This is a genomic window from Sodalis sp. RH14 (genome assembly GCF_047324285.1).
In the GTDB taxonomy this organism is placed as follows: domain Bacteria; phylum Pseudomonadota; class Gammaproteobacteria; order Enterobacterales; family Enterobacteriaceae; genus Acerihabitans.
In genome coordinates this window covers 3,020,195-3,044,234 of sequence record NZ_CP178739.1, presented here as the reverse complement: position 1 = coordinate 3,044,234, position 24,040 = coordinate 3,020,195, and the positions used below count along the sequence as shown (strand labels likewise).

Annotated in this window: 18 protein-coding genes and 2 pseudogenes; 17 read left to right on the top strand and 3 right to left on the bottom strand. The window is 63.6% G+C overall.

Annotated features, from left to right (window positions below):
• The first annotated feature begins 96 nt into the window (after positions 1-96).
• The 17 genes and pseudogenes from cobK to ACL2XQ_RS13775 form a co-directional block, all read left to right on the top strand.
• A complete protein-coding gene (gene cobK / locus ACL2XQ_RS13855) occupies positions 97-879 on the top strand; it encodes a precorrin-6A reductase (RefSeq protein WP_413740524.1) in 783 nt (260 codons plus the stop codon).
• On the top strand, positions 876-1,664 hold the full coding sequence (cbiK, locus tag ACL2XQ_RS13850) for a sirohydrochlorin cobaltochelatase (RefSeq protein WP_410015119.1): 789 nt from the start codon (positions 876-878) through the stop codon (positions 1,662-1,664). The genes cobK and cbiK overlap by 4 nt, the downstream gene beginning before the upstream one ends.
• Entirely contained in the window at positions 1,661-2,392 is a 732-nt protein-coding gene (locus ACL2XQ_RS13845; protein WP_413722841.1) for a cobalt-factor II C(20)-methyltransferase, read from the top strand. Before cbiK ends, ACL2XQ_RS13845 begins: the two co-directional genes overlap by 4 nt.
• Before the next feature lie 15 nt (positions 2,393-2,407).
• Positions 2,408-3,142 (top strand): cobalt ECF transporter S component CbiM, encoded by a 735-nt coding sequence (gene cbiM, locus ACL2XQ_RS13840; RefSeq protein ID WP_413722842.1) that lies wholly within the window; start codon positions 2,408-2,410, stop codon positions 3,140-3,142.
• 1 nt (position 3,143) lies between these two features.
• Positions 3,144-3,500, top strand: a complete 357-nt coding sequence (locus ACL2XQ_RS13835; protein ID WP_413728432.1) for an energy-coupling factor ABC transporter substrate-binding protein — start codon at positions 3,144-3,146, stop codon at positions 3,498-3,500.
• Positions 3,493-4,170, top strand: coding sequence for an energy-coupling factor ABC transporter transmembrane protein (locus ACL2XQ_RS13830; protein ID WP_413722843.1), 678 nt, complete (start codon positions 3,493-3,495; stop codon positions 4,168-4,170). Before ACL2XQ_RS13835 ends, ACL2XQ_RS13830 begins: the two co-directional genes overlap by 8 nt.
• Before the next feature lie 9 nt (positions 4,171-4,179).
• A complete protein-coding gene (locus ACL2XQ_RS13825; protein ID WP_413730450.1) occupies positions 4,180-4,995 on the top strand; it encodes an ATP-binding cassette domain-containing protein in 816 nt (271 codons plus the stop codon).
• On the top strand, positions 4,992-6,533 hold the full coding sequence (locus tag ACL2XQ_RS13820; protein ID WP_413728430.1) for a cobyric acid synthase: 1,542 nt from the start codon (positions 4,992-4,994) through the stop codon (positions 6,531-6,533). The genes ACL2XQ_RS13825 and ACL2XQ_RS13820 overlap by 4 nt, the downstream gene beginning before the upstream one ends.
• Positions 6,530-7,072, top strand: a pseudogene (cobU, locus tag ACL2XQ_RS13815) (bifunctional adenosylcobinamide kinase/adenosylcobinamide-phosphate guanylyltransferase); the annotation flags it as partial. The gene ACL2XQ_RS13820 and the pseudogene cobU, both read left to right, overlap by 4 nt.
• A 95-nt stretch (positions 7,073-7,167) precedes the next feature.
• A complete protein-coding gene (gene cobS, locus ACL2XQ_RS13810) occupies positions 7,168-7,917 on the top strand; it encodes an adenosylcobinamide-GDP ribazoletransferase (protein ID WP_413739330.1) in 750 nt (249 codons plus the stop codon).
• The gene (locus ACL2XQ_RS13805) at positions 7,914-8,522 is read left to right on the top strand and encodes an adenosylcobalamin/alpha-ribazole phosphatase (RefSeq protein ID WP_413722846.1); all 609 of its coding nucleotides are present in this window, start codon (positions 7,914-7,916) and stop codon (positions 8,520-8,522) included. The genes cobS and ACL2XQ_RS13805 overlap by 4 nt, the downstream gene beginning before the upstream one ends.
• Positions 8,523-8,551: 29 nt before the next feature.
• Entirely contained in the window at positions 8,552-9,607 is a 1,056-nt protein-coding gene (gene cobT / locus ACL2XQ_RS13800; RefSeq protein WP_413739329.1) for a nicotinate-nucleotide--dimethylbenzimidazole phosphoribosyltransferase, read from the top strand.
• A 213-nt stretch (positions 9,608-9,820) separates the two neighbouring features.
• The gene (locus tag ACL2XQ_RS13795; RefSeq protein WP_413722848.1) at positions 9,821-10,981 is read left to right on the top strand and encodes an efflux RND transporter periplasmic adaptor subunit; all 1,161 of its coding nucleotides are present in this window, start codon (positions 9,821-9,823) and stop codon (positions 10,979-10,981) included.
• Between the two features lie 66 nt (positions 10,982-11,047).
• On the top strand, positions 11,048-14,242 hold the full coding sequence (locus tag ACL2XQ_RS13790) for an efflux RND transporter permease subunit (protein WP_413732779.1): 3,195 nt from the start codon (positions 11,048-11,050) through the stop codon (positions 14,240-14,242).
• Between the two features lie 166 nt (positions 14,243-14,408).
• Positions 14,409-14,993, top strand: a complete 585-nt coding sequence (locus ACL2XQ_RS13785) for a TetR family transcriptional regulator C-terminal domain-containing protein (RefSeq protein ID WP_410015107.1) — start codon at positions 14,409-14,411, stop codon at positions 14,991-14,993.
• 53 nt (positions 14,994-15,046) lie between these two features.
• Positions 15,047-16,276, top strand: coding sequence for an MFS transporter (locus ACL2XQ_RS13780; RefSeq protein WP_413739328.1), 1,230 nt, complete (start codon positions 15,047-15,049; stop codon positions 16,274-16,276).
• A 220-nt stretch (positions 16,277-16,496) separates the two neighbouring features.
• A pseudogene (locus ACL2XQ_RS13775) lies at positions 16,497-16,808 on the top strand (helix-turn-helix domain-containing protein); the annotation flags it as partial.
• Positions 16,809-17,005: 197 nt separating this feature from the next.
• Here ACL2XQ_RS13775 and ACL2XQ_RS13770 read toward each other — a convergent pair.
• From ACL2XQ_RS13770 to ACL2XQ_RS13760, 3 genes are read right to left on the bottom strand one after another with little or no spacing between them, the layout of a single operon-like run.
• A complete protein-coding gene (locus tag ACL2XQ_RS13770) occupies positions 17,006-19,498 on the bottom strand; it encodes a virulence factor SrfC family protein (protein WP_413739327.1) in 2,493 nt (830 codons plus the stop codon).
• The gene (locus ACL2XQ_RS13765; protein WP_413739326.1) at positions 19,495-22,479 is read right to left on the bottom strand and encodes a virulence factor SrfB; all 2,985 of its coding nucleotides are present in this window, start codon (positions 22,477-22,479) and stop codon (positions 19,495-19,497) included. The genes ACL2XQ_RS13770 and ACL2XQ_RS13765 overlap by 4 nt, the downstream gene beginning before the upstream one ends.
• Before the next feature lie 3 nt (positions 22,480-22,482).
• Entirely contained in the window at positions 22,483-23,952 is a 1,470-nt protein-coding gene (locus tag ACL2XQ_RS13760) for an SrfA family protein (RefSeq protein ID WP_413739325.1), read from the bottom strand.
• Between the last annotated feature and the right edge of the window lie 88 nt (positions 23,953-24,040).

The window sequence follows — 24,040 nt, the reverse complement described above, 5'->3', positions numbered from 1 at the left end:
GGCCGGATATGCCCACCTGCAGCAGCCCGGGAGCCGGTTGACGGCGGCGGCGGGAGGGGCTGCGCGCAGGATGCCGTCCGCGCGCCGGCGCCCCAGGTGCATATCCTCGGCGGCACGTCCGACGCGCTGGCGTTATGCCGGGTGATGGCCCGGCGCGGGGTGTCCTATAGCCTGTCGGTGGCCACCGCCACCGGCGAGGCGCTGGCGGCGGGCGTGGGCGGCGCCAGGCAGGTGGGCCGCATGGACGCCGCCGGCATGGCCGGGTGGCTTTCGGGGGCGCGCTGGGTTATCGACGCGTCCCATCCCTATGCCGAGCTGGCGTCGCAACATCTGGCGGCGGCGTGCCGGGCGCTGGCGCTGCCGTTGACGCGTTATGAACGTCCCAGCGATATCGACGCCATCACGCATCCCCGTTTATTACCGGTGGATTCGATAGAGCAGGCGTGCCGGACGGCGGCGGCGCTGGGACAGCGCATCCTGCTGACCACCGGCAGCAAACAGCTGGCTGATTACGTCAGGCTGCTGCCGGGCAAAACCCTGATAGCCCGCGTGCTGCCCACCGCCGCGATCCTGGCCCAGTGCGCGGAGCTGGGCCTGGGCGTCAGCCAGGTGATCGCCATGACCGGTCCCTTCAGCCGCGAGCTGAACCTGGCCCTGTACCGCCAGTACCGGCCAGAGGTCATGATCACCAAGGAATCCGGCCGGGAAGGAGGCTACGCCGAAAAGGTCTTGCCTTGCCTGGCGCTGAATATCCCCTGCGTGGTCATCCGCCGGCCGCCGATGCGGTGGGATGACGTGATAAGCACGCCGGACGCGTTTGCACACCGGCTGGACCAGTGGCTGAACGCCGCCGGCACGGCGAATAAGGAATCATCATGAAAAAAGCGCTGTTGACCATCAGTTTCGGCACCACCTACACCGAGGCGCGCGAGCGCAATATCGACGCCTGCGAACGGCGGCTGGCCGCCGCATTCGCCGATCGCGTCCCGTTTCGCGCCTTCACCTCCGGCATGGTCATGCGCAAGCTGGCGCAGCGGGACGGCCTGTTTATCGATTCGCCGCAGCAGGCGCTGGAAAAACTCTGGCAACAGGGCTATCGGGATGTGGCGATCCAGTCGCTGCATATCATCAACGGCGATGAGTACGAAAAAATCCTGCATCACGCCGCGGCCTGGCGCGGACGTTTCGACCGGCTGCATATCGGCGCGCCATTGCTTAACGACGAGCGCGATTACGGGCGGCTGATGGCGGCGCTACAGGCGCAAATGCCCGCGCTGGCCGACGACGAGCGGGTGGTGTTTATGGGGCACGGCACCCGCCATCATGCGTTCGCCGCCTACGCATGCCTGGATCATATGCTGGCCGCGCGCGGTATCCCCGCGCTTATCGGCGCGGTGGAAAGTTATCCCGATCTGCAACTGGTCATCGCGCGGCTGAACGCCCAGAAGGTACGCAAGGTGCATTTAATGCCGCTGATGCTGGTGGCGGGCGATCACGCCATCAACGATATGGCGTCCGGGGAGCCCGATTCCTGGAAAAGCCAACTACAGCGTGCCGGCTACGCATGCCGGTGCTGGGTACAGGGGTTGGGGGAAAACCCGCTGGTCCAGCAGCTGTTTGTCGATCATCTCCTGGATCGCGTCACCGAAGAGGTGATGCCATGACCGGCCGGCTGTATGCCATCGGCACCGGGCCGGGCGCCGCCGATTTGATTACGGTGCGCGGCGCCCGCGTGCTCGGCCAACTGGATGTGCTGTACGCGCCGGCGGGACGCAAGGGCGGCGACAGCCTGTCGCTGAGTATTGTGCGCGAATATCTCGCCGCGCGGGTCGATATCAGGACGCGCCATTTTCCCATGAGCCTGGACGCCGGGGAAAAGGATGCCGTGTGGGACGCGGTGGCCCGCGAAATGGCCGCTGATGTGGAGCAGGGGCTGCAGGTGGGTTTTATTACCCTGGGAGACGCCATGCTGTACAGCACCTGGGTATTTTTACTGGCGCGGCTGCAGGGGCGCATACCCATCGACATTATTCCCGGCGTCACCTCGTTCGCCTGCATCGCCGCCCGGGCGCAAATGCCGCTGGCGATGGAAAGCCAGTCGCTGGCGGTGATGGCCTGCACCGATGATGAAAGCGCGCTGGAACAGGCGCTGCTGTCCCATGACTGCGTGGTGCTGATGAAGGTGTATGGCCGTTTTGCCCGCATCCAGGCGCTGCTGGGCCGCCTTGGCCTGCTGGAACACGCCCTGCTGATGGCGGACGCATCGTTGCCGCAGGAGAGGTGCTTCCGCGCGCTGGGCGACCTGCCGCCGGATCAGGCGTTACCTTATTTTTCCACGGTGGTGGTCAATAAAGGCTGGCCCGCCGCCGCAACAGCGCATTTTAATGGATAACCGAGGAGTTAACCGATGAACCTACAGATTGGCAAGGGGATGTCCGCGTTCGGCGCCGGCATGACGCTGTTATTGCTGGTGGTGCCGCAGGATGCGTACGCCATGCATATCATGGAGGGTTTCCTGCCGCCGATGTGGGCGCTGGCCTGGTGGCTGCTGTTTTTACCCTGTCTGGCGATCGGACTGACGCGCATGCGGCGGATTGTGGCCGAGGACAGCAACCGCAAGGTGCTGCTGGCGCTGTGCGGCGCGTTTATCTTTGTGCTGTCGGCGCTGAAAATCCCGTCGGTGACCGGCAGCTGTTCCCATCCCACCGGGGTGGGCCTGGCGGTGATTATGTTCGGGCCGTGGGTGCTGTCGGTGCTGGGGGCGGTGGTGCTGCTGTTCCAGGCGCTGCTGCTGGCCCACGGCGGCCTGACCACCCTGGGCGCCAATGCCATTTCCATGGCGGTGGTCGGCCCGATGGTGGGGTATGTGGTCTGGCGGCTGTCGCTGCGCTTAGGCCTGCGGCGCGATGTGGCGGTGTTCCTGTGCGCCATGCTCGCCGATCTGTCCACCTATATGGTGACGTCGCTGCAACTGGGACTGGCGTTCCCCGACCCGGTGTTTGGGTTTACCGGCTCGGCGCTGAAATTTATGGGCGTGTTCTGCCTGACGCAAATCCCCATCGCCATCGCGGAAGGACTGTTAACCGTTATGATTTACGACCAACTGACCAAACGGCAGTTGTTAACCGTCGGGAGTCATTAAAATGAAAAAAATGCTGATATTGCTTTCCCTGGTGGTGGCGCTGATGGTGATGCCGTTTTTTATCAACCATGGCGGCAGCTACGGCGGATCGGACAACGAGGCGGAAGGTCTGATAGGCACCCTGGCGCCCAATTATAAACCCTGGTTTTCGTCGCTCTATGAACCCGCCAGCAGTGAAATCGAAAGCCTGCTGTTTACCCTGCAAGGCTCGATCGGCACCGGGGTGGTATTTTATATTCTCGGTTTTTATCGCGGCAGGGAGAGCCGCGGCAAAAACAAGCGCGGTGGGGAAGGCCGCGGCGACGGCCGCCAGCCCGAAGATGAAGACGACGCCGGCCGGGACGGACGTCATGCTTGAAATCGATCGCCTGTCCTGGCAAAACCGCTGGCAGGCGCGGGATCCGATGCGCAAGTTCGTTCTCTATGCGGCCTTGCTGGGCATTGCGCTGCTGACATCGCCGCTGTATCAATGCGCCACCCTGCTGCTGCTGATCCCCTTGACCTGCTATGTGGCGCGTGTGAACCTGGCGCGCTATCTGCGCTGGCTCAGCGTGCCGCTGGGATTTCTGGCGGTCAGCCTGCTGAGCATCGCGGTATCTTTTGCCTGGTCCGGCGGTAGTATGATCTACAGCGTGCGGTTGGGAAGCCTGTACCTGGGGCTGGATAAACAGGGCCTGGCGTTGGCCAATCTGGCCATGTGGCGCAGCATGACCGCCCTGGCGGCCACCTATTTATTCGTGCTGACCACGCCTTTTACCCAGATTATCCAGATCCTCAAACGCTGCCGCCTGCCGCGGCTCTTGATCGAGCATACCCTGCTAAGCTATCGCTTTATTTTTATCTTTCTTGACGAGGCCAACGCCATCCGCCAGGCGCAGTCGCTGCGCTTCGGTTACTGTTCGCTGCGTACCGGCTATCATTCGCTGGCGATGCTGGTGGGCATGCTGATGCTGCGGGTCATCACCCGCTACCGGGAAATGTCCGTCGCGCTGGAGGTGAAATTGTACCAGGGCGAATTCCATTTATAAGGATCGACGATGTTAGCGACCGAAGCACTCAGTTTTTCCTGGCAGCAGGATCAGCCGGCGCTGTGCGATTTAACGCTGGATTTCAGCCGCGGCCGGGTCACCGGCTTGATTGGCGCCAACGGCTGCGGCAAGTCCACGCTGTTCATGAACCTGCTGGGTTTGCAAAAGCCGCAAAGCGGCAGGGTGCTGTGGCGGGGCAAGCCGCTGGACTATGATAAACGCAGCCTGCTGGCGCTGCGCCAGCAGGTGGTCATGGTGTTCCAGGAACCGGATCACCAACTGTTCTATACCGATATCGACAGCGATATCGCGTTTGCCCTGCGCAACCTCGGCGTGGATGAAGCGGTCATCCAGGCGCGCCTGGCGCAGGCGTTGACGCTGGTGGGGGCCAACGGCTTTCGCCACCGGCCGATCCAGTACCTCAGCCATGGCCAGAAAAAACGCGTGGCCATCGCCGGGGCGCTGGTGATGCAATCGGATTACCTGTTGCTGGACGAACCCACCGCCGGGCTGGATCCGCAGGGCCGCGAGGCGATGATCGGCATTATCCAGCGCATCGCGGCCCAGGGCCGGCACGTCATCATCGCCAGCCATGATATCGACCTGATTTATCATATCTGCGATTACATCTATGTCATGGCGCAGGGACGCCTGCTGGCCGAGGGCAGCGAGCGGGAGGTGTTCCAGCAAGCGGCGATGCTGGCGCGCGCGGGGCTGAGCCAGCCTTGGCTCATCAAGGCGCATACCCGGCTCGGCATGCCGCTGGTGAAGACGGAAGATGAACTGTTCGCTTTTTACGAACAATCCCGGGAGGCAAAAGTATGACGATGTCAATCATGGTACAGGGCACCGCGTCCGACGTGGGTAAAAGCGTCCTGGTGGCCGGGCTGTGCCGTATTTTTGCCCAGGACGGCCACCGCGCGGCGCCGTTTAAGGCGCAGAATATGGCGCTGAATTCCTGGATCACCCGCGATGGCGCTGAAATGGGCCGGGCGCAGGTGTTCCAGGCCGAGGCGGCGGGCATCGAGCCGGACGTGCGCATGAACCCGGTCTTGCTCAAGCCGACCAGCGATCGGAAATCGCAGGTGATCGTCATGGGCGAGGCGCTATGCCACATGGACGCCATGGATTACCATCGCTACAAGCCGCAGCTGCGCGCGCGGGTCGGCGAAGTGTTCCGCAGCCTGGCGGCGGATTTCGACATTATCGTGCTCGAGGGCGCCGGCAGTCCGGCGGAGATCAACCTGCGCGATCGCGATATCGTCAATATGGGCATGGCGCAACAGGCGAACGCGCCGGTGCTGCTGGTGGCCGATATCGACAAGGGCGGGGTGTTCGCCGCCATTTACGGCACCCTGGCGCTGCTGCGCCCGGATGAAAAAGCGCGGGTCAAGGGGGTGATTATCAATAAATTCCGCGGCGACCTGGCGCTGCTCAAGCCCGGGATCGCGCAAATCGAGGCGCTGACCGGCGTGCCGGTGGTGGGCGTGATGCCGTGGTTCGACGAGCCGCTGGAAGATGAGGACGGCGTCGCCCTGCAAGGGGATAAATACCGCCTGGGCGGCGCCCGTGAACTGGATATCGCCGTGGTGCAGTTGCCGCATATCGCCAACTTTTCCGATTTTAACGCGCTGGCGGTGCAGCCGGATGTACGGCTGCGTTATGTAAAGCGCGGCGAAGCGCTGGGCGTGCCGGACCTGCTGATTATTCCCGGCAGTAAAAACACCTTGGGCGATCTTGCCTACCTGCGGGAAAACGGCATCGATGCCGCTATCCATCGCGCCCATGGACAGAGCGTGCCGGTTCTGGGCATCTGCGGCGGTTTCCAGATGCTGGGCAGGCGGGTCACCGACGGCATCGAGTCGGGCATCGCCGAAACCGACGGCCTGGGGCTGCTTGATTGCGACACCCGCTTCGAGCCGCGTAAAATCACCACCCAGGTGGAGGCCGGCGTACAGGCCTTGCCGGCGGGCATCTTCGCCGCCGCGGGCGGCCTGGCGCTGAGCGGCTATGAAATCCATATGGGCCAGACCACTCTTGGCGCCGGCGCGCGTCCCTTCGCCACGTTATTACGGCAAAACGGCCGCCCCTGCCGGCAGGACGACGGCGCGGTTAACGCCGCGGGCGACGTGGCCGGCAGCTATATTCACGGGCTGTTCGACAGCCCGTTGTTTACCCGGGCGCTGCTTGACGCGCTGCGCGCGCGGCGCGGCCTTGATGCGCTGGATACGCCGGTGACCGGCTGGCGCGAGCGCAAGGAGCTGTCGTTTGATGCGCTGGCAGGCCAGATGCGCGCCCATATCGATATCCCGCTGCTGTACCGTATTATGCGTGAGCAGGCGGCGACGGGAGAACCGGCATGATACTGGTGACCGGCGGCGCGCGCAGCGGCAAAAGCCGCCTGGCCGAAAGCCTTGCCGCCCGCGACGGCGGCGCGGTGCTGTATATCGCCACCTCGGTGGTGACCGACGAAGAAATGGCGCAGCGGGTGGAAAAACATCGCCGCGATCGTCCCGCGCACTGGCTGACCTGGGAGGGCCATCGCGATCTTGACCGGGTGATCCGCGCCCATGCCGGCCGGGTCGAGGCGGTACTGCTGGAGTGCGTCACCACGCTTATCACCAACCTGCTGTTTGACCAGGCGGGCGCCACGCCGCCCGATGCGATGGATTTCGACGCCATCGAGCGCCATATCGCCGGGCATATCGACGCGCTGATCGACGCCTGCGCCGACGCGCGCTGCCGGGTGGTGCTGGTCACCAACGAACTTGGCATGGGCATCGTACCGGAAAATCTGCTGGCCCGGCGGTTTCGCGATATCGCGGGCAGGGTCAACCAGCGGCTGGCCGCCGCCGCTACCGACGTCTGGCTGGTGGTATCCGGCATTCCGGTGCCGATCAAAGGCGGCGACCGTCCCGGCGCCGCCGCCGACCAGAGGGACCAGCCTGCCGGCAATCCCTGCGCAAATACTCACCATCGCCACGGCGGAGCAACACAATGACGTCTTTTCTGGCCACCCTGCAATTTATGACCCGCCTGCCTGTGCCCGCGCGCTGGACGCAAGATTTGCCGCTGGACGCCTATGCGCGCGGCGTGATCTGGATGCCGGTGGTGGGATTGGTGGTGGGCGGGTGCTGCGCGCTGGTCTTCGCCCTGGCGCAGCCGGCGTTCGGCACGCCGCTGGCCGCCCTGCTGGCGGTGCTGGCCAATGCCATGGTCACCGGGGCCTTTCATCTCGACGGGTTGGCGGATACCTGCGACGGTATTTTCTCGGCGCGCAAGCGCGAGCAGATGCTGGAGATCATGCGCGACAGCCGCATCGGCACCAACGGCGCGCTGGCCATGGTATTCGCCATCGGCCTGCGGCTGGCGGCCATGGCGGCGCTAAGCCTGCATCCCGGCGGCGCGCTGCCCTATATCATCGCCGCTCCGGTGGTCAGCCGCGCCCTGATAAGCATTCTGATGTATCACCAGCGCTATGCCCGCGAAACGGGGCTCGGCAACGTCTATATCGGCAAAATCAGCGGCCATCATTTTGCCGTGACGCTGCTCGCCGGCATGCTGCTGACCCTGGCGATTGCCGGCCTGCGCGGCCTTGCTGCGGCGCTTATCGTCCTGGCGCTGGCCTACGGCTACCGCGCCAGGATTAACGCGGTGCTGGGCGGCCAGACCGGCGATACCCTGGGCTGCGGCGTGGAGGTATTCGAATGGCTGTTTTTGCTCGCGGCCCTGGCCGTTCCGCTATGAGACTCTATTTAGTGCGTCACGGCGAAACCCAGGCCAACCGCGACGGCGTTTACTGCGGCGTCAGCGATGTGGTCCTGACGCCGAAGGGACGCTTCCAGGCGCACCGGGTGGCCTGGCAACTGGCGGAGATTCCCTTCGGGCGGGTCCTGACCTCCCGGCTCAGGCGCAGCCGGGAGACGGCCGATATCATCCGTCCCGGCATGCCGCCTGAGGCCTGGCAGGAATGGGACGAAATGAATTTCGGCGCCTGGGAGCTACGCCATCATCGCGATCTCGCTACGCAGGATCCGCAGCGCTATGCGGCCTGGTGCGACGATTGGCAGCATGTGGCCCCGCCCGGCGGCGAAGGGTTCCAGGCGTTTGCGCAGCGGGTGGGGCTTGCGGCCGCGCGCCTGCGCGAACAGGACGGCGCGGACGCCATCTTGCTGGTGGCCCATCAGGGCGTGCTCGGCGTACTGCTGGCCACGCTGCTGGGAATGCCGCCCGCCGCCATGTGGCATTTTCCCTTCCGCCAGGACGCCTTTACCCAGGTCACGCTTAACGACGGATTTTGTGTACTCAACCAGTTAAACGACAGCGGCCGGGCCATGATGCCCGCACGCTGAAACCGTAACCCATTTTCCAGGAGAAGGTAATGAAAACACTGCAACAGGTCATCGACGCCATCCGGCCTTTGGACGAGAAGGCCATGGCGCGGGCGGAACAGCGTCTCGACGGCTTGCTTAAGCCGCCGGGAAGTCTTGGCCGCCTGGAGACGCTTGCCGTCCAGCTGTCGGGCATTATGGGCGACCGGCCGCTGGCGTTTGCGGGTAAAGAGATGATGGTGATGGTGGCCGATCACGGGGTATACGAAGAAGGGGTGGCGGTATCGCCGCGCATCGTTACCGCCATCCAGGCGGCGAATATGGTCAAGGGCACCACCGGGATCTGCGTGCTGGCGGCCAACGCCGGCGCGGCCGTCACCGTGGTGGATCTGGGCATTGACTGCGAGCAGCCTTTGCCCGGACTGCTGGACCGGCGCATGGGCCGCGGCTGCGGCAATATCGCCACCGGTCCGGCGATGACCGCCGGCCAGGCGCGCACCGTACTTGAAACCGGCGCGGCGCTGGTCGCCGACGCGGTTGGCCGGGGCATCACCTTATTCGGCGTCGGCGAGCTGGGCATGGCGAACACCACGCCCGCCGCCGCGCTGGTGAGCGTGTTAACCGGCGCGCCGGCGCAGGACGTCGTCGGCCGCGGCGCCAACCTGCCGCAGTCCATGCTGGCGCATAAAATCGAGGTGGTGGAGCGCGCCATCGCCGTAAACCGCCCGGATGCGCGGGATGGCCTCGACGTGCTGGCGAAAGTGGGCGGTTATGATCTCGGCGGCATGGCCGGCGTCTTGCTGGGCGCCGCCGCCGAGGGGGTCCCGGTGATACTGGACGGTTTTCTGTCCTACGCCGCCGCCCTGGTCGCCTGCCGCATCGCCCCGCAGGCGCGGCCTTATTTCATCCCCTCGCACCTTTCCGCGGAAAAAGGGGCGAAGATCGCCCTGGCCCATCTGGATCTGCGGCCTTATTTTGATCTGGAGATGCGCCTGGGCGAGGGCAGCGGCGCCGCGCTTGCCATGAATCTGGTGGACGCCGCCTGCGCCGTTTATAACGACATGGGCACGCTGGCGGACAGCGCTATCGTCCTGCCCGCCCATTAAACGCCACCGCGGGCGGCAACGTGCCTATCCGGCGGTTGCCGCCCGCCCCGGCGGCCATTAACCCGCGCTGACCCGCGCCAGCGGCAATATCGTGCCTTTTGCCGCCGCCCTCTATTGACCCTCCCGCGCTTACCCTGCATGCTCTGCAATACGACCGGTCGTATTATTTTTTCTCTTTTATCGTCTTTTATCTTTTCAGGCAGAGGATGTTCCATGAGCACACCCAAGTACGGCGCGCGCCTTGCGCCGCTATTATTGCTGCCGGCGCTGGCTGCCCTGATGGCCGCCGGCTGTAAGCCCGCCGCCCCGGCGCAGCAAACACAGCAGGCGATCCCGGTGGCGGTGACCACCGTGATGTTCCAGCCGGTACGCCAATGGGACGATTTTACCGGCCGGCTGGAAGCCATCCAAAGCGTGGACGTCAGGCCGCGGGTCGGGGGTTTTATCGATGCTATCGCGTTTGACGACGGCGCGCGTGTCCATAAGGGCCAGGTGCTGTACCAAATTGATCCCAGGCCCTATCAGGCGGAGGTGGACCGGCTGGAGGCCGGGCTCCAGCAGGCGGTGGCTAACGCGGCGCTCGCCAGGACCAACCGCGAGCGCAGCCGGCGGCTGATCGTGGTGAACGCGATTTCCAGCAGCGAGCTGGATGCCCAGGAGGCCAACGCCAAAGTCACGGTGGCCAATGTGGCCGCCGCGCAGGCGGCGCTGGCCACGGCGCGGCTTAACCTGTCGTTTACCCAGGTGAGCGCGCCCATCGACGGGCGCATTTCCAAGGCGCTGATCACCCGGGGCAATCTGGTGACCACCGACAGCCTGCTGACCACCATTGTCTCCGATAGCCCGATATACGCGGCGTTCAATGTGGACGAGCAGGCCTACCTGAAATATGCCGCCGCCCAGCGCGGCAAGGATAACGCGGTCTTTATCGGCCTGATGGGCGAAAACGGTTTTCCCCACCGCGCGCGCCTGCGTTTCCTGGATAACGTGGTGGATCCCCGCAGCGGCACCCTGGCGGCCAGGGCGGTCTTGGATAATGCCGACGGCAGCCTGACGCCGGGCCTGTTCAGCCGGGTGCGCCTGGTGTCCTCCGAGGTGCAGCGGGTCGCCCTGCTGCCGGAACAGGCGCTGGGCACCGATCTGGGCAAACGTTATGTGCTGGTGCTGGATAAGGACCGGCGGGTGCAATATCGGGCCATTACCCTGGGACAGGCGGTGGGCGAGTGGCGCATCGTGAAAAGCGGGCTGAACGAGGGCGAACAGGTGGTGGTGGACGGGCTGCAAAAAGTGCGGCCGGGAGACGTGGTGGCGCCGCACGCCGCCACTGCGGATACGTCGCCGGCCGCGCTGGCCGCCTTGCTTCCCCATGATTAGCGGTGACCTGATTAAAGGCGTCCGCGGCAGCGGCGCCATGGCCTGTTACCTATCTATGAGATTATTATGAATATTTCACGGTTTTTTGTCAGCCGGCCCCGGTTCGCGGTGGTGCTGTCGCTGGTGATTTTCGCCGCCGGCTTAGTGGCGCTGCCGCTGTTGCCCATTGCCGAATATCCGGAAGTGGTGCCGACCACCATTGTGGTCAATACCACCTTTGCCGGGGCGGATCCGTCCGTTATCGCCGAAACGGTGGCCTCGCCTATCGAACAGGCGATTAACGGCGTCGAGGGCATGCTGTATCAATCCTCGCAGGCCACCAGCGACGGCGCCCTGACCGTGACGGTCACCTTTGCGCTGGGCACCGACGGCGACAAGGCCCAGGTGCTGGTGCAAAACCGCGTGGCGCAGGTGCTGTCGAGGTTGCCGCCCGAAGTGCAGCGGGTCGGCGTGACCACCAATAAATCCTCGCCCACGCTGATTGAAGTGGTGCACCTGACCTCGGACGATAACCGTTATGACATGCTTTACCTGGCAAGCTATGCGCAACTGCATGTCAAGGATGCGCTGGTGCGCGCGTATGGCGTGGGTGATGTCAGCGTCTTCGGCCTCGGGCCCTATTCCATGCGCGTCTGGCTCGATCCGGAACAGCTGGCGGCGCGCTCCCTTACCGCCGGCGACGTGGTGGCGGCGCTGCGCGAGCAAAATATCCAGGTGGCGGCGGGGCAGGTAGGCGGGTCGCCCGCCGCCAGCCAGGCGCAGTTCCAGATTTCCGTGGTGACCCAGGGACGGCTGGAAACCGAAGAGCAGTTCGGCGATATCATCCTGCGCGCCGACGGGCAGGGCAAGATTATCCACTTGCGCGATGTGGCGCGCCTGGAACTGGGCTCGGACAACTATTCGTTGCGTACCCTGCTCGACAACCAGCCCGCGGTGGCGCTGGGCGTTTTCCAGCGTCCCGGCACCAACGCCCTGCAGATGGCGGATAACGTCCAGTCCACCATGGACCGGCTGGCGAAGGATTTCCCCCAGGGCGTTAAATACCATATCGTCTACAACACCACCGGCTTTGTGCATCAGTCCATCAATGAAGTCGTGCATACCCTGTTCGAGGCCGTCATCCTGGTGGTGCTGGTGGTGATTTTATTCCTGCAAAGCTGGCGCGCCTCGATTATTCCGCTGGTCGCCGTGCCGGTAAGCCTGGTGGGCACGTTTGCGGTCATGCTGCTGATGGGCTTTGGCCTGAATGCCCTGACCATGTTCGGCCTGGTGCTGGCCATCGGCATCGTGGTCGACGACGCCATCGTGGTGGTGGAGAACGTCGAGCGCAATATCGCCCTGGGATTAGCGCCGGTGCAGGCCACCCATAAGGCGATGAGCGAGGTCAGCGGCCCCATTATCTCCACCGCGCTGGTGCTGTGTTCGGTCTTTATCCCCACCGCCTTCCTCAGCGGTCTGACCGGCGAATTTTATCGCCAGTTTGCCCTGACCATTGCCATTTCCACGGTGATCTCCGCCTTCAATTCCCTGACGCTGTCGCCGGCGCTGGCGGCGCTGCTGCTGCGCCCGCATCACGCCGCCCGGGATAACTTCCAGCGCTTTATCGACCGGGTGTTCGGCTGGCTGTTCCGGCCGTTCAACCTGGGGTTTGTGCGCTTGTCCCATGGCTATGTCGGGGTGGTGTCGCGCGTACTGCACCGGTCGTCGGTGGCGCTGCTGATCTACGGCGGGCTGCTGGCGCTGACCGTCCTGCTGTTTATGCGCACGCCTGGCGGATTTGTGCCCCAGCAGGACAAGCTTTACCTGGTGTCGGTGATCCAATTGCCGGACGCCGCCACGCTCGATCGTACCGAGGCGGTGGTGCGCCAGGTCAGCGATATTGCGCTGCATACGCCGGGCGTCAGCCACGCGGTCGCGTTTCCCGGTCTGTCGATTAACGGATTTGTGCGCAGCACCAATTCGGCGGTGGTCTTTTTGCCGCTGGATGATTTTAGCGCCCGCCGCGACCCGTCGCTTTCGGCCGGGGCCATCGCCATGACGCTTAACCAAAAGCTTTCCGGCATAACCGAAGCCAATGTGGCGGTGTTCCCGCCGCCGCCGATCCTGGGGCTGGGCTCGCTCGGCGGTTTTCGCCTGCAAATCGAGGATCAGGCCGATCGGGGGCCGGACGCCTTGTTCCAGGCAACGCAACGGCTCATCGCCGCCGCCGCCAAAGATCCCGCGCTGACCGGATTGTTCACGTCCTATCAGATTGGCGTGCCGAAAATCCATGCCGACGTCGATCGGGAAAAGGCCAAGGCGCAAGGGGTCTCGCTTACCGATCTGTTTGAGACCATGCAGGTGTATCTCGGCTCGGTCTATGTCAATGATTTCAACCGCTTCGGCCGCACTTACCAGGTGAATGTGCAGGCGGACCAGCGTTTTCGCATGCATGCCGAGGATATTGGCCATTTGCAGACCCGTAACGCCGCCGGGCAGATGATTCCCATCGGCGCGTTTGTCACCACCTACGACACCACGGGTCCGGATCGCATCAGCCACTATAACGGCAGCCTGACGGCGGAAATCAACGGCGCGCCGGCGCCGGGCTTCAGTTCGGACCAGGCCCAGGCCAGGCTTGAGGCCCTGGCGCAACAGGAATTACCTAATGGGATGAGTTTTGAATGGACGGAACTGACCTATCAGCAAATTCTGGCCGGCAATACCGCCATTTATGTCTTTCCCATCTGCGTGCTGCTGGCGTTTCTGGTGCTGGTGGCCCAATACGAAAGCTGGACGCTGCCGCTGGTGGTGATCCTGACCGTGCCCATGTGCCTGCTGTGCGCGCTGATCGGCGTGCAGTTGACCCATGGCGACAACAACGTCTTTACCCAGATTGGCCTGGTGGTGCTGGTGGGGCTGGCATGCAAGAACGCCATCTTAATCGTCGAATTCGCCCGCGACCGCGAGCTGGAAAACGACAGCCTGCTGCAGGCGGTGCTGAGCGCCTGCCGGCTGCGGCTGCGGCCGATCCTGATGACGTCGCTGGCGTTTATCATGGGGGTGGCCCCGCTGGCGGTGTCGGTGGGCGCGGGGGCGGAGATGCGCAATGCCATCGGCATCGCGGTATTCGCCGGCATGCTGGGCGTGACGTTGTTCGGTTTTATCCTTACCCCGGTCTTCTACTGGACGATTCGCCGCATCACCGGCGGCACGCTCAAGGGCGGACAGGACGCGCCAGGGACGGACGCGGCCGCCGCACCAACGGGCAAAGATGGCTGACAGGATAGGCTATGATGACAGGAGCGCTTTTCAGCGGCTGAAAAGCGCGCCGCGCCGTGGGCCGCCCTGGCGGTAAAGGGCGGGGCGCCGGGACGCTTTGCTTGCAAAATACGACCGGTCGTCTATATAATCATGCGGTATTCGTTATCTGGAGGCTCTGTTTTTTATGGCAAAACCAAGCGTACGCGATAAAATTGTCGACGCCGCGCTGGAACGTTTTCATACGCTCGGTTTTAGCGCGTGCAGCGTGCAGGATATTGTGGATACCGCCGGCGTGCCGAAAGGGTCTTTTTATAACTATTTCAAAGCTAAAGAATTACTGGCGCTGGAAGTGCTCTCCATTTACGGCCAGGACTCGAACCGTGAAATCCTTGAAGACGCCAGCCTGCCGCCCATTGAGCGTCTGCGCGCGCATTTCGAGTACATGGCCGCCTATTACGCCGACTTCGGTTATGAAAAAGGGTGCCTGATCGGCAACCTGGCCGCCGAGATGACGGATAACACGCCGCTGCTGCGTCAGGCCATTTGCCAGTCGCTGGAAAAATGGACCGCCGCCGTGACCGCGACCCTGCGCGAAGGGCAAAAGGACGGCACCATTATCGCCAGCCTGGATGCGGAAAAAGTGGCCCGTTTTGTTATCAATAGCTGGGAAGGCGCGGTTGTGCGCATGAAAATAGCCCGTTGTCGGCAGCCGCTGGATGATTTTTTCGCCGTGGCCTTTCCGTTATTAAACCGTCCGACGCCGGAATAATCGCCACAGCTATTTGCCTGACGCCCGTTTCTTTTCCTGACTGCGAGCCTATCATGACCGGAAGGACCTTGACCCTCGGACGCCGGGCCAGTTTTTGGGTGGCCGCCGCCGTTGTCGGCCATACTATCTGGACCAGCGCCGCGCCCGCCATGACCTATCCGCTGTATGCCTCGGAATGGGGCCTGACCACCACCCAAACGTCGACTATCTTTGCCATCTATCCCATCGTGGTGGTGGCCATCCTGGTGTGTTTCGGCGATATTTCCGATTATATCGGGCGGCGCACCACCATGTTGTTGGGATTGGCGGCGTCGCTTATCGGGGTATTGCTGTTCGCGGTCGCGCCGGGTTTGTGGTGGATTTATCTCGGGCGGGTCTTCATGGGCATCGGGGTGGGGTTGTCGGCGGGGCCGTCCACCGCCGCCATGATTGAGTTTAGCGCCGAGGGCCAGGCCAAAAAAGCCAGCGCCATTACCACGGTGTCGCAGGCGGTGGGCCTGGCGCTGGCGACGTTGGTGGGCGGCGCGCTGATAGAGTACGCGCCTTTTCCCACGCGGCTGAACTTCTGGCTGCTGCTGGTTATCATCCTGGCTATTTTTGCCGCCGCCTGGTTTTTGCCGCGCCATAGCGCGGTGCCGGGGCAGGGACGCTGGCGTCCGCGTACGCCGTCGGTTCCCTCGGGCCTGGGCGGCGTGGTGCTGACGGCGGTGGCGGCGGTGGTATGCGCCTATTCTATCGGCACCGTGGGGTTATCGCTGGGCGCCAAGATAGCGCGGGATCTGATCGGTTCCGCCAACGTGCTGCTTAACGGCGCCACCATGTCGGTGTTCGCCATCGTGCTTGGCGTGGTGGGACTGGCCTGCAAAAGTATGCCGTCGCGTACCGCGATTGCCCTGGGCGGTCTGTGCACGGTGGCGGGCATGGCATGCCTGGTGATGTCGGTATCCTGGCATTCGCTGCTGCTGTTCCTGGCCTTTTTAATCGCCGCCGGGTGCGGTTATAGCCTGTTGTTTATGGGCGGGCTGGGGCTTATCAATATGTATGCGCCCGCCCGTCTTCGCGGCGGCACGCTGTCCGCGCTGTATTTGGTGGCCTACCTGATCCAGGGGGCGTTTGCGCTGCTGCTGGGCGCCAGCGCCAGTCGTTGGGGGCTGGGCTTCGCCATCGACCAGGGCGCGGTGGTGATTGCCTCGCTGTGTCTTATCACCGGCGTGATTGCCGTCTTTATGACCGTACCGAAAGCCGCCCACCTCGCGGTACGGTGCGTGGAAAAAAATCAGTGACAACGTCACAATAATCCATCCCCGGCTGTTAACACGCCTGCCGCGCTGGCAGGCGGCAAACCCCGTCCTATCGGCACTTTCTCCCGCGCCCGCCTGTCATTGACGTGCCGCCGGCAAACGGCTTATGATAAAATTATCGTTCGTTAATAAAAAGAGGTTGACTAAAAATACGACCGGTCATATTGTAAGTGCAAGGTTATCAATTACGGGGAATGTCTATATGAATCAGAAGGTCATTATTCAGGATTTGATGGAATGGTTGGAAAACAATCTGGATAAGTCATTGTCTCTGGATCACGTAGCCGCCAAATCCGGGTATTCAAAATGGCATTTACAGCGGATGTTCCGCAATGTGACCGGCGATGCGCTGGGCACCTATATTCGCACCCGCCGGCTGTCACGCGCCGCGTCGGAACTGTGTCTTAAGGACCAAAGCATCCTTGATATCGCCCTGCAAAGCGGCTTCGATTCGCAACAGTCCTTCAGCCGGGCGTTCAAGCGCCAGTTCAGCCAGACGCCCGGGGCCTATCGTTCGCGGATGGCTTATCCTTACCATCCGGAAGAGTCCATGGAGGATAAGTATATCCCGGCTAAGCGCGCGGCTCATGCGTCGCAGCCGGTATTTTAAGTAAGCAGATTTGACAATCCGGCGACGACGCGGCTAGCCGCCCGGAAATACCAACCCGGCCGCCGGCGGCCGATATTGCCTCCGGCAAGCCGGTAGCGGCTCTAGGCTTCGGCCGCTGTGATCAGGTTGATGATGGCGCCCAGGCGCTGGCGCTGTTCAAGGCTGATTTCCGCTCCACCCGCATATCCCGCATTTTGCCGTATCAGTATATTCAGGCCCACCAGCCAGTCGTAGACATAGAAGGCGGTATTGTTCACCGGGGCGGCATTCAGCCGGGTCAAACGGTGGGACGCGTCGATGTCGTGCGCGGGCGCCGCCGGGCGCGCAAAAATTTTATGGCCGGGATTGATGCGGCTGTCGGGCCGTTGCGCGTCGCTTAGCCGCGTAAACCCCAGCCAGGCGACGAAATCACCCAATACGGCCAAGGCCCGCGCCACCTGCCGATCGGCCTTGCTCTCAGGCGGCAGGCCCGCCGGCGCCATATCCATCAGCATGTGCTCAAGCGACCCCAGGATATCGAGCCGGATGGCGGCGGTAATCAATTCCGCCATCAACATGGCCATGGTCGGCCTGGCGATACCGAGCAAGGCCAGCAGCGGCGCGTTTTCCGGCAGGTTGCGCAAATGATTTATCCAATAGCGTTGCACATTGCGGGCAAACATTTTGTCGTCCGTCGCGCCGGTGAAGTCTGCGGTGTTGATGACCTGGCCGGTCGGCGCCTCGGGCGCGCTGAGCAGATCGAAGGCGATGCCGACGCCAAAGGGGCCGGCGCCGTCCGCGGCCGGTTCGGTATGGCCGGCGGCGTCCGGTGGTAGCTGCAGGTAGAGGCGGCGCATTTCGTCACGCGTGGGCAGCAGGTGCTCGAGCAGTTCTCCGTGCATGCCGGCGCGCGCCTGCAGCGCTTTAAGCAGTGTGTGCGCGACGTGTTGTTTGGGTAATGTCTCCGCGTCCTCCGCCGCGGCCTGCTGCCATTCGCCGAGCAGGTTTTCGGCCAGTTCCGCCTGCAGCGCCTTCGTCTGTTCGCCCAGGCGCTCCAGGCCCGCCTCGCGCTGCGCCGCAGGGGCGAGGTAGGCCGCCAGGGCGTTGACGCCCCGCGAATCCATCGCCAGCAACGTGCCCCAGGTATCGCCCGGATTGCCAACATAGCGCTGCACGGCGGCATCGTAATTAGTGCCGTGGACCACACGTTGATCGAAGCGGGTCAGCGCCCAGATCAGGGCGGGTTTGCGCCGGCCGCGCACCCCGGCGTTTTCTCCCTGGCTGCGCCTGACCCAATAATCCAGCAGCCTGCCGACTTCGGCGACCGCCGCGCGGTCCTGCGCCGCGGTACAGACCATCAGCACATTCACCGTCTGGGCATCGGTATAACGTTCGGGCAGATAAGCACAGCGGGCGCGCAGCAGGGCCGGCGCCAGCGGGTAGGCGGGCTCGCCGCCCGCGCCGGTGGCCGCCGTGGTTTCAAGGCTGCCGTCGATACCGGCGAAATCGATAAAATCCACCTGCGCGCCGCCGCTTGCGCTCACGCCGGCATCCAGCGGCATCAACAGTTCAACGGCCAGCATCGCCAGCTCGGCCATCGTCAGTTCAACCGGCTTTCCCGCGCGGCCGTTCAGCATGGGGATCACCTGCAGCAGCGGGTCGGCGGCGCTATGCAGGCGCGACAGCGACGCGATATCCAGGATGCCGTCCGCCTGGCGCATCGTATCGTCCACCAGCGCGCCAAGCGGCGCCAGCACGTGCTGCGCGCCGCCCAGATGCTGCGCGATAGCGGCAAAATGGCGGTAGGCGTCGCTCAAATCCGCGCGCCCTCGCCACAGCACCGAGAACAGCTCGGCGCGATCCTCGACGCTCAGGCAGGGCGCCAGCTCGACCGCCGCCGGCCAGAACCGCGTCTCCAGCTGTTTCTGCCGCCGCCGATCGTGGCGGGAAACATAATCCCAAATCGCCACCACGGCATCCCCGCTCATGCCGGCGACCGGTTCCCCCTGCCGCCGCGCGAGCAGCCGGTCCAGGCGGTCGTCCAGCGCGCGATCGTCCAGGTCCCGGGCGGTGTTTTCGCCCCCGGCTTCACGCAGGGAGAGGGTAAACAGCAGCATGGCGATATCCGCTTCACTGAGCAGCGACAGCTGGACCGGATAGGCGGCGTTTTCCGCCTGTACGCGCTGGGCGAAACGCAGCACCAGGCCTGACGCCCGGCTCTGCGGCTCGATAAGGGACAGTACATCCAGCCGTTTGCCGCCAAGCGTGGTGGACAGCCGGTCGTCCTGCCCCACGGTCAGCGCCGTGATCAGATGCAGTTTTCCCCGCGCCGATTGCCCAAAAAAACCAATGGCGCCGGCGGTGTGCGACGCGTTGTACAAATGGCTGGCCTGCAGGCGGCAGCGGCGCAGTTTTATGCCCAGCCGGCCGGCTTCCATATCCAGGCGCGGCGCATGCCGGCGCGTGGCCGCAATCCAGTCGATCGCCTGGTCGATGCCTTGCAGTACCTGGCGCAGCTGGTTATGCAACTGGTTTTGCAATTGGGGAGCCAGCGGGTTGGCAACCGGGTTCAATTTACGCCGCGCCGGTATCGGGGAAGAGATTAATTGACTCATTTTTTCACTATGCTCCCGCTATCGATCCAATATTCGGTCGCGCCTGAACCACTGTCGGCCAGGGTATTTAACGTCAGGCGCACATGGTGCCGCGGCACGGGCGTACCGTCTTCCAGCACCGCCTCCGCTATCTCGAAACGCTCAGGTCCCGCCCGGGAAGTGTCCTGCGCCACCGCCAGCCTGATGCGCAGTTCGCTTTCCCCGGCCACGCGCCGGGCGAGCGCAGGATCGGCTATCGACAGCGTATACAGCGCGGAGGCCGGCCAGCGTTCATTATCCAGCTGGCGAAAGCCCAGGCATAACGCGCCGCGCATGCGAAAGCTGACGGTGGCGTCCAGCGCGCAATCCGGCGCGTCAAGATCGATATCGCGGTAAAAAACATTCTCGTCGGCCAGGGTGTGGTTGCCGTCCAGCATGCCCAGATAGCGCAGGGTGGAGTAGGGCTGGAAGTCACCGGCTTTGAAATAGAACCCCGGCAAACGCAGGCTAAGCGCCAGCAGGCACAGCATCGCGCCAACCGCCGCGGTGGATTTGGGATTATCGATGCGTCCCCGCTGGTTAAAGGGATACCACGCGCTGGTATGGTAGCCGTCCAGCGACAGAATCCGGTTATTGGGCAGCGGCTGCAGGTGGCGGAACAAGGCCTGGATGCCCGGGAAACGCGCCGGCCGCCCGGTAAGCAGCAGCACGTCGCAATCGTGGAGCGAGACGACTTCAGACAACGAGCGCAGGTGTTGGGTAATCGTCATGCGGTTGGCCAGGAACTCATCATGCAGTTTGCCCAGCCTTATCTGGAGGGGGACGCGTAGAATATCGAACGGAGAGGCATCCGCCGGCAGGCCGCGCTGCACCTCGCCATGGATATACGCCAACACGCCAGGCGTGGGCTGCTGGGTCAGCAACTCGCCGAAGACGGCATCGATTTCCGTGCGGTTTTCCAGGGGATCGAATCGTTCATAGGCCGCCAGGATCGCGCGGCCGACGGGCATAAACAGCTGCAGCGTCGTCTGCTGGCGCAGCGTGCTGTGCCCGTCCATGCGCCCGTCGCCGCCAAACAGCCGGGCGAGCAGCATGCCGGGGTTGTCCAGGCCGGCGCTGAGCAGCGCCGCCTCCAGGGCGGGCAAGACAAACAGCTGGATCACCTCCAGCAGGATATCGTCGCCCGCGACTTTAAAACCTTCGCGGAACAGCAGCCGCGGGGTGATTTTGACATCTTTGCCGCTGCCGTCGTCCAGGCTGTACTGGGTGATGGCTAAATCGGTGGTGCCTCCGCCGATATCAATGGAGGCGATGCGTAGGGTCTTGCCGGCGCTGCCGGCGGCGGATGCCTTATCCGGCCGCGCCATGGCGCCAAAAAATGCGTTGGTATGACCGGCGAAGTTAACCTGGGTTTCGTTATACAGATAGACCATCTGGCCGCAGGTGGCCTCGTCCCAGTCCATCCGCACTTCGGGCGCCGGTACCCGGCTGCCGGCCCGGTCGCTGGGGGAGGAGAAGGGTTCGTCCGCGCGATGCCAGCCCATGGTTTTCCATACCAGGCCAATCGCTTCGTTCATCCGCCTGAGGAAGATTTCCCGCTCCGGTTTCGGCATCGCCGAGGGCAGGGTCAGGACGATGGTGCGCAGTTGACGCGGCGCCACGTCGTGGCCCATCTTCAGCCGCTGCGCCACGCTGTTGATTTGCATTATCGCCTGCGCCAGCAGTTCCGACAGCATCAGCGTCATCAGCGAGCTGCGGCTGTAATGCGGCGAAAAGACCGGCAGGCGGTCGTCCAGCGCCAGCAGGTACAGCGGCTGGCCCTCATCATTGATCAGGTGGGTAAACGGCGCTTGCACCGCCGGCGGTTCAAGCGCCGGTCCGCCAGCACCCTGGCTGAACCGCCAGCCGGGAGCATAGCTTTCCTCATCCCACAAATAGCGCCGCGGACTGGAAAGACCGGTGGATCCGTCGACGCCCCGGCGCTGCAGCGCCAGGCGCGCCGCCTCCCGGCCGACGCGGGTAATAGCGGGCCAGAGAAAGGCGTCGTCGCGCCCGCTTTCGAGCGAGAAACCGGGTTTGCCGAAAGGCGCCTGGGCAAACTCGACGCGGCTTTCAAACAGTTCGTTATATAAAAACTGCGGCTCGCCCAGATCGCGGATCAGCAATTCATAGGCAAGCTTGAGGCCGTTGGGCTCATCGGCATGTTCTTCCACCAGGACGCCGCAAGTATGCGAATTGCCGACATCCAGGATCAAATCCACTTTTACCACCGGCTCCTGAAGCGTGCCGGCGCTGATTTTTATTTCCGGCATAGGCAGCTGTTCACCCAGCAGCGCCAGCAAATTGAGATAATGGGCCTGATATTCAAAGGAACGGAACGCCACCTCCATCTCCCGGGCGCTGCGATCGTCCTGGCGCGATGCCTGCTGGGTAAACACCTCGCGCAGCCAGCCGTCGACCCAGGTAAGATCGAGAAATTCGCCCAGCTCGTCGCTGCGGTGCGCCAGAGTAAAGCCGATGCCGTTATGGATATCGTTTTCGTTGGGGGCTACCGGGGCGTCGGCATGGCCGGCCGGATACACCCGGGTGTCAAAGGCGACGCTGACCCGGTGGGTAAAGCCGTGCCGGTCCGGCGCATCCAGGGCGCAAATGCGCACCCGCGCCCAATTATCCGGTCCTCCCAGCAGGGTGCGCGGGGGCATAAAGCGGAACACGGGCAGCGGCAGCCAGAGCTTGTCCAGCAATGCCAGGGATTGCTCAAGGCTGAAACTGAACTCGGGCTTTACCACCTCCGGCGGCGCGCCCGCCGGTACCGGAACGGAATATTTGCCGGTCTGCGCGTGGTAATCCAGGCGCAGCAAGGGTCCGTTGGCGGTCTGGCGGACAAACTTGCCGGGCAGTTCGGCGTTATAGCCGGGCGTCAGGGCGAAATCCAGAAACTGGATACCGCTGTCGCGAATCAGCGTGATGTTTTTTGGGTAATCCGTAATCGTCGCCAGCATTTATTATTCACTCTCGCGCTTCATCGTTATCGGAAAAGCCGTATTGGCGTCATAACGGCCTTTGCACTCGGCGACGCCCTTCGCGCCTTGTCTGCAGACGATTTCCGGCATTTGATAGCGGGTGCCGTCGCTGCAGCGGGCCTTGGCCCGGCTGTTGATGATCAGATTGCCCGATTTCATCAGCCCGGCGTCAACCGCCGTGCGGCAGGTCACCCCGTCGCCATGGGTGATTTTCACCGTGCCTTTGCCATGGTTAAGCTGGTATTTAAGGCTCGGCGGCTTACCGGTCAGGGGTTCCTTGATATCCACCGTGGCGCGCCAGCCGCCGTTAAGAAAATCCGTCGAGCCTATTTTTACCGTCTCGGGCGGCAGAACCAGCGCGTTCTTGCTGATGGCGGCCGGCGCGACGGCCGGGACCAGCGCCTCCGGCGCCGCGGCGGCGGGGAGCGGCGCGGCTTGCACATCCGGCAATGGCGCTATGGCGGGGGCGGACGCCCTGTTCCGGCCATCGCCCGCGTCGGCAGGGCCAATTGCCAGCGCCGTCGGCTGCGCCGCCGCGCCGTCGGCGGGCTTTGGCTGCGCCGCGGCGGCATCTAAGGATAGCGCCTTATCGGCGGGATTGGCCGCGTCTGACGCCCTCAGCCCGCCGTTCGTGGCGCTGGAAAGCTGTTTTTCCAGCGGCGGCCGGGGGGCGTCGGTCAGGGGACTGGCGGCGGGCAGGGCGCGTTTTTCCGCCTCAAGGGCGGTCAGCGCCGAGGCGGACAGGACAGGCGGCGGGCGGGAGACGCAGCCGCGGATTTGCAGCGCCAATATGGCCAGCAGGGCAAGCGCCGGCGGGATCCACCACATGCGCCGCCACGATAGCGCCGGTGCCGCCGCAGCCGCAACCGGCGCGTTTTCCACGGGGGCGGTGGCCGCGATGCGTGGCGAAGCGCGGTCAACATCCCGCGCCAGGTCGGTAACCAATGCCGGGTCCAGGACGGTGTTATCGACGGGCGGACGCAGGCTGGCAAAAGCATCGGCGTCGGTTTTTTTATCCGTGCCGACAAAACCCCAGAACGTCAATACCGGTTTGCCGCCCACCAGATAGACATAATGCTGATCGGGAAAACGCATGGCTTTCGACAGCAGCGCGCCAAACAGCCTGAGTGAGGGTTTTTCCGCCGCGGCGGCGCGCTGGCAAAGGCCCGCTGCGGCGGCCTGGCAGCCTTCCAATTCCGCAAGGGCGGACGCGCGTTCGGCATCGCTGGCGCCGGCCCAGGAGGACACCTTGCCCGCGCGCGGCGAATACCAGTCGATCCGATCGCCATCCTCGTTGGGCTGGGGGATCGCCAGACAGTCGGCGATCCGCGGCCGTTGCCGCAGACGCAACGTTTCCCTTATTTCCAACGCCGATGCATACACCGGCCGGCCCTGTTCGCCCAACGCATAAATATCAAGCAAACCGCCGCTACGTAAAAATGTTTTTGCCACGCAAAAGGGACCTATGAAAAGTAACACCCGACGGGGAATAAAAATTTTTTCTATCAGCTGATACTGTAAATCGAACGCAGGCAAATCA

Bases quoted from the DNA above. Each gene is read 5' to 3' on its own strand.
- cbiK (WP_410015119.1), top strand. From the start codon at position 876: ATGAAAAAAGCGCTGTTGACCATCAGTTTCGGCACCACCTACACCGAG.
- ACL2XQ_RS13845 (WP_413722841.1), top strand. From the start codon at position 1,661: ATGACCGGCCGGCTGTATGCCATCGGCACCGGGCCGGGCGCCGCCGAT.
- cbiM (WP_413722842.1), top strand. From the start codon at position 2,408: ATGAACCTACAGATTGGCAAGGGGATGTCCGCGTTCGGCGCCGGCATG.
- ACL2XQ_RS13835 (WP_413728432.1), top strand. From the start codon at position 3,144: ATGAAAAAAATGCTGATATTGCTTTCCCTGGTGGTGGCGCTGATGGTG.
- ACL2XQ_RS13830 (WP_413722843.1), top strand. From the start codon at position 3,493: ATGCTTGAAATCGATCGCCTGTCCTGGCAAAACCGCTGGCAGGCGCGG.
- ACL2XQ_RS13825 (WP_413730450.1), top strand. From the start codon at position 4,180: ATGTTAGCGACCGAAGCACTCAGTTTTTCCTGGCAGCAGGATCAGCCG.
- ACL2XQ_RS13820 (WP_413728430.1), top strand. From the start codon at position 4,992: ATGACGATGTCAATCATGGTACAGGGCACCGCGTCCGACGTGGGTAAA.
- cobS (WP_413739330.1), top strand. From the start codon at position 7,168: ATGACGTCTTTTCTGGCCACCCTGCAATTTATGACCCGCCTGCCTGTG.
- ACL2XQ_RS13805 (WP_413722846.1), top strand. From the start codon at position 7,914: ATGAGACTCTATTTAGTGCGTCACGGCGAAACCCAGGCCAACCGCGAC.
- cobT (WP_413739329.1), top strand. From the start codon at position 8,552: ATGAAAACACTGCAACAGGTCATCGACGCCATCCGGCCTTTGGACGAG.
- ACL2XQ_RS13795 (WP_413722848.1), top strand. From the start codon at position 9,821: ATGAGCACACCCAAGTACGGCGCGCGCCTTGCGCCGCTATTATTGCTG.
- ACL2XQ_RS13790 (WP_413732779.1), top strand. From the start codon at position 11,048: ATGAATATTTCACGGTTTTTTGTCAGCCGGCCCCGGTTCGCGGTGGTG.
- ACL2XQ_RS13785 (WP_410015107.1), top strand. From the start codon at position 14,409: ATGGCAAAACCAAGCGTACGCGATAAAATTGTCGACGCCGCGCTGGAA.
- ACL2XQ_RS13780 (WP_413739328.1), top strand. From the start codon at position 15,047: ATGACCGGAAGGACCTTGACCCTCGGACGCCGGGCCAGTTTTTGGGTG.
- ACL2XQ_RS13770 (WP_413739327.1), bottom strand. From the start codon at position 19,498: ATGAGTCAATTAATCTCTTCCCCGATACCGGCGCGGCGTAAATTGAAC.
- ACL2XQ_RS13765 (WP_413739326.1), bottom strand. From the start codon at position 22,479: ATGCTGGCGACGATTACGGATTACCCAAAAAACATCACGCTGATTCGC.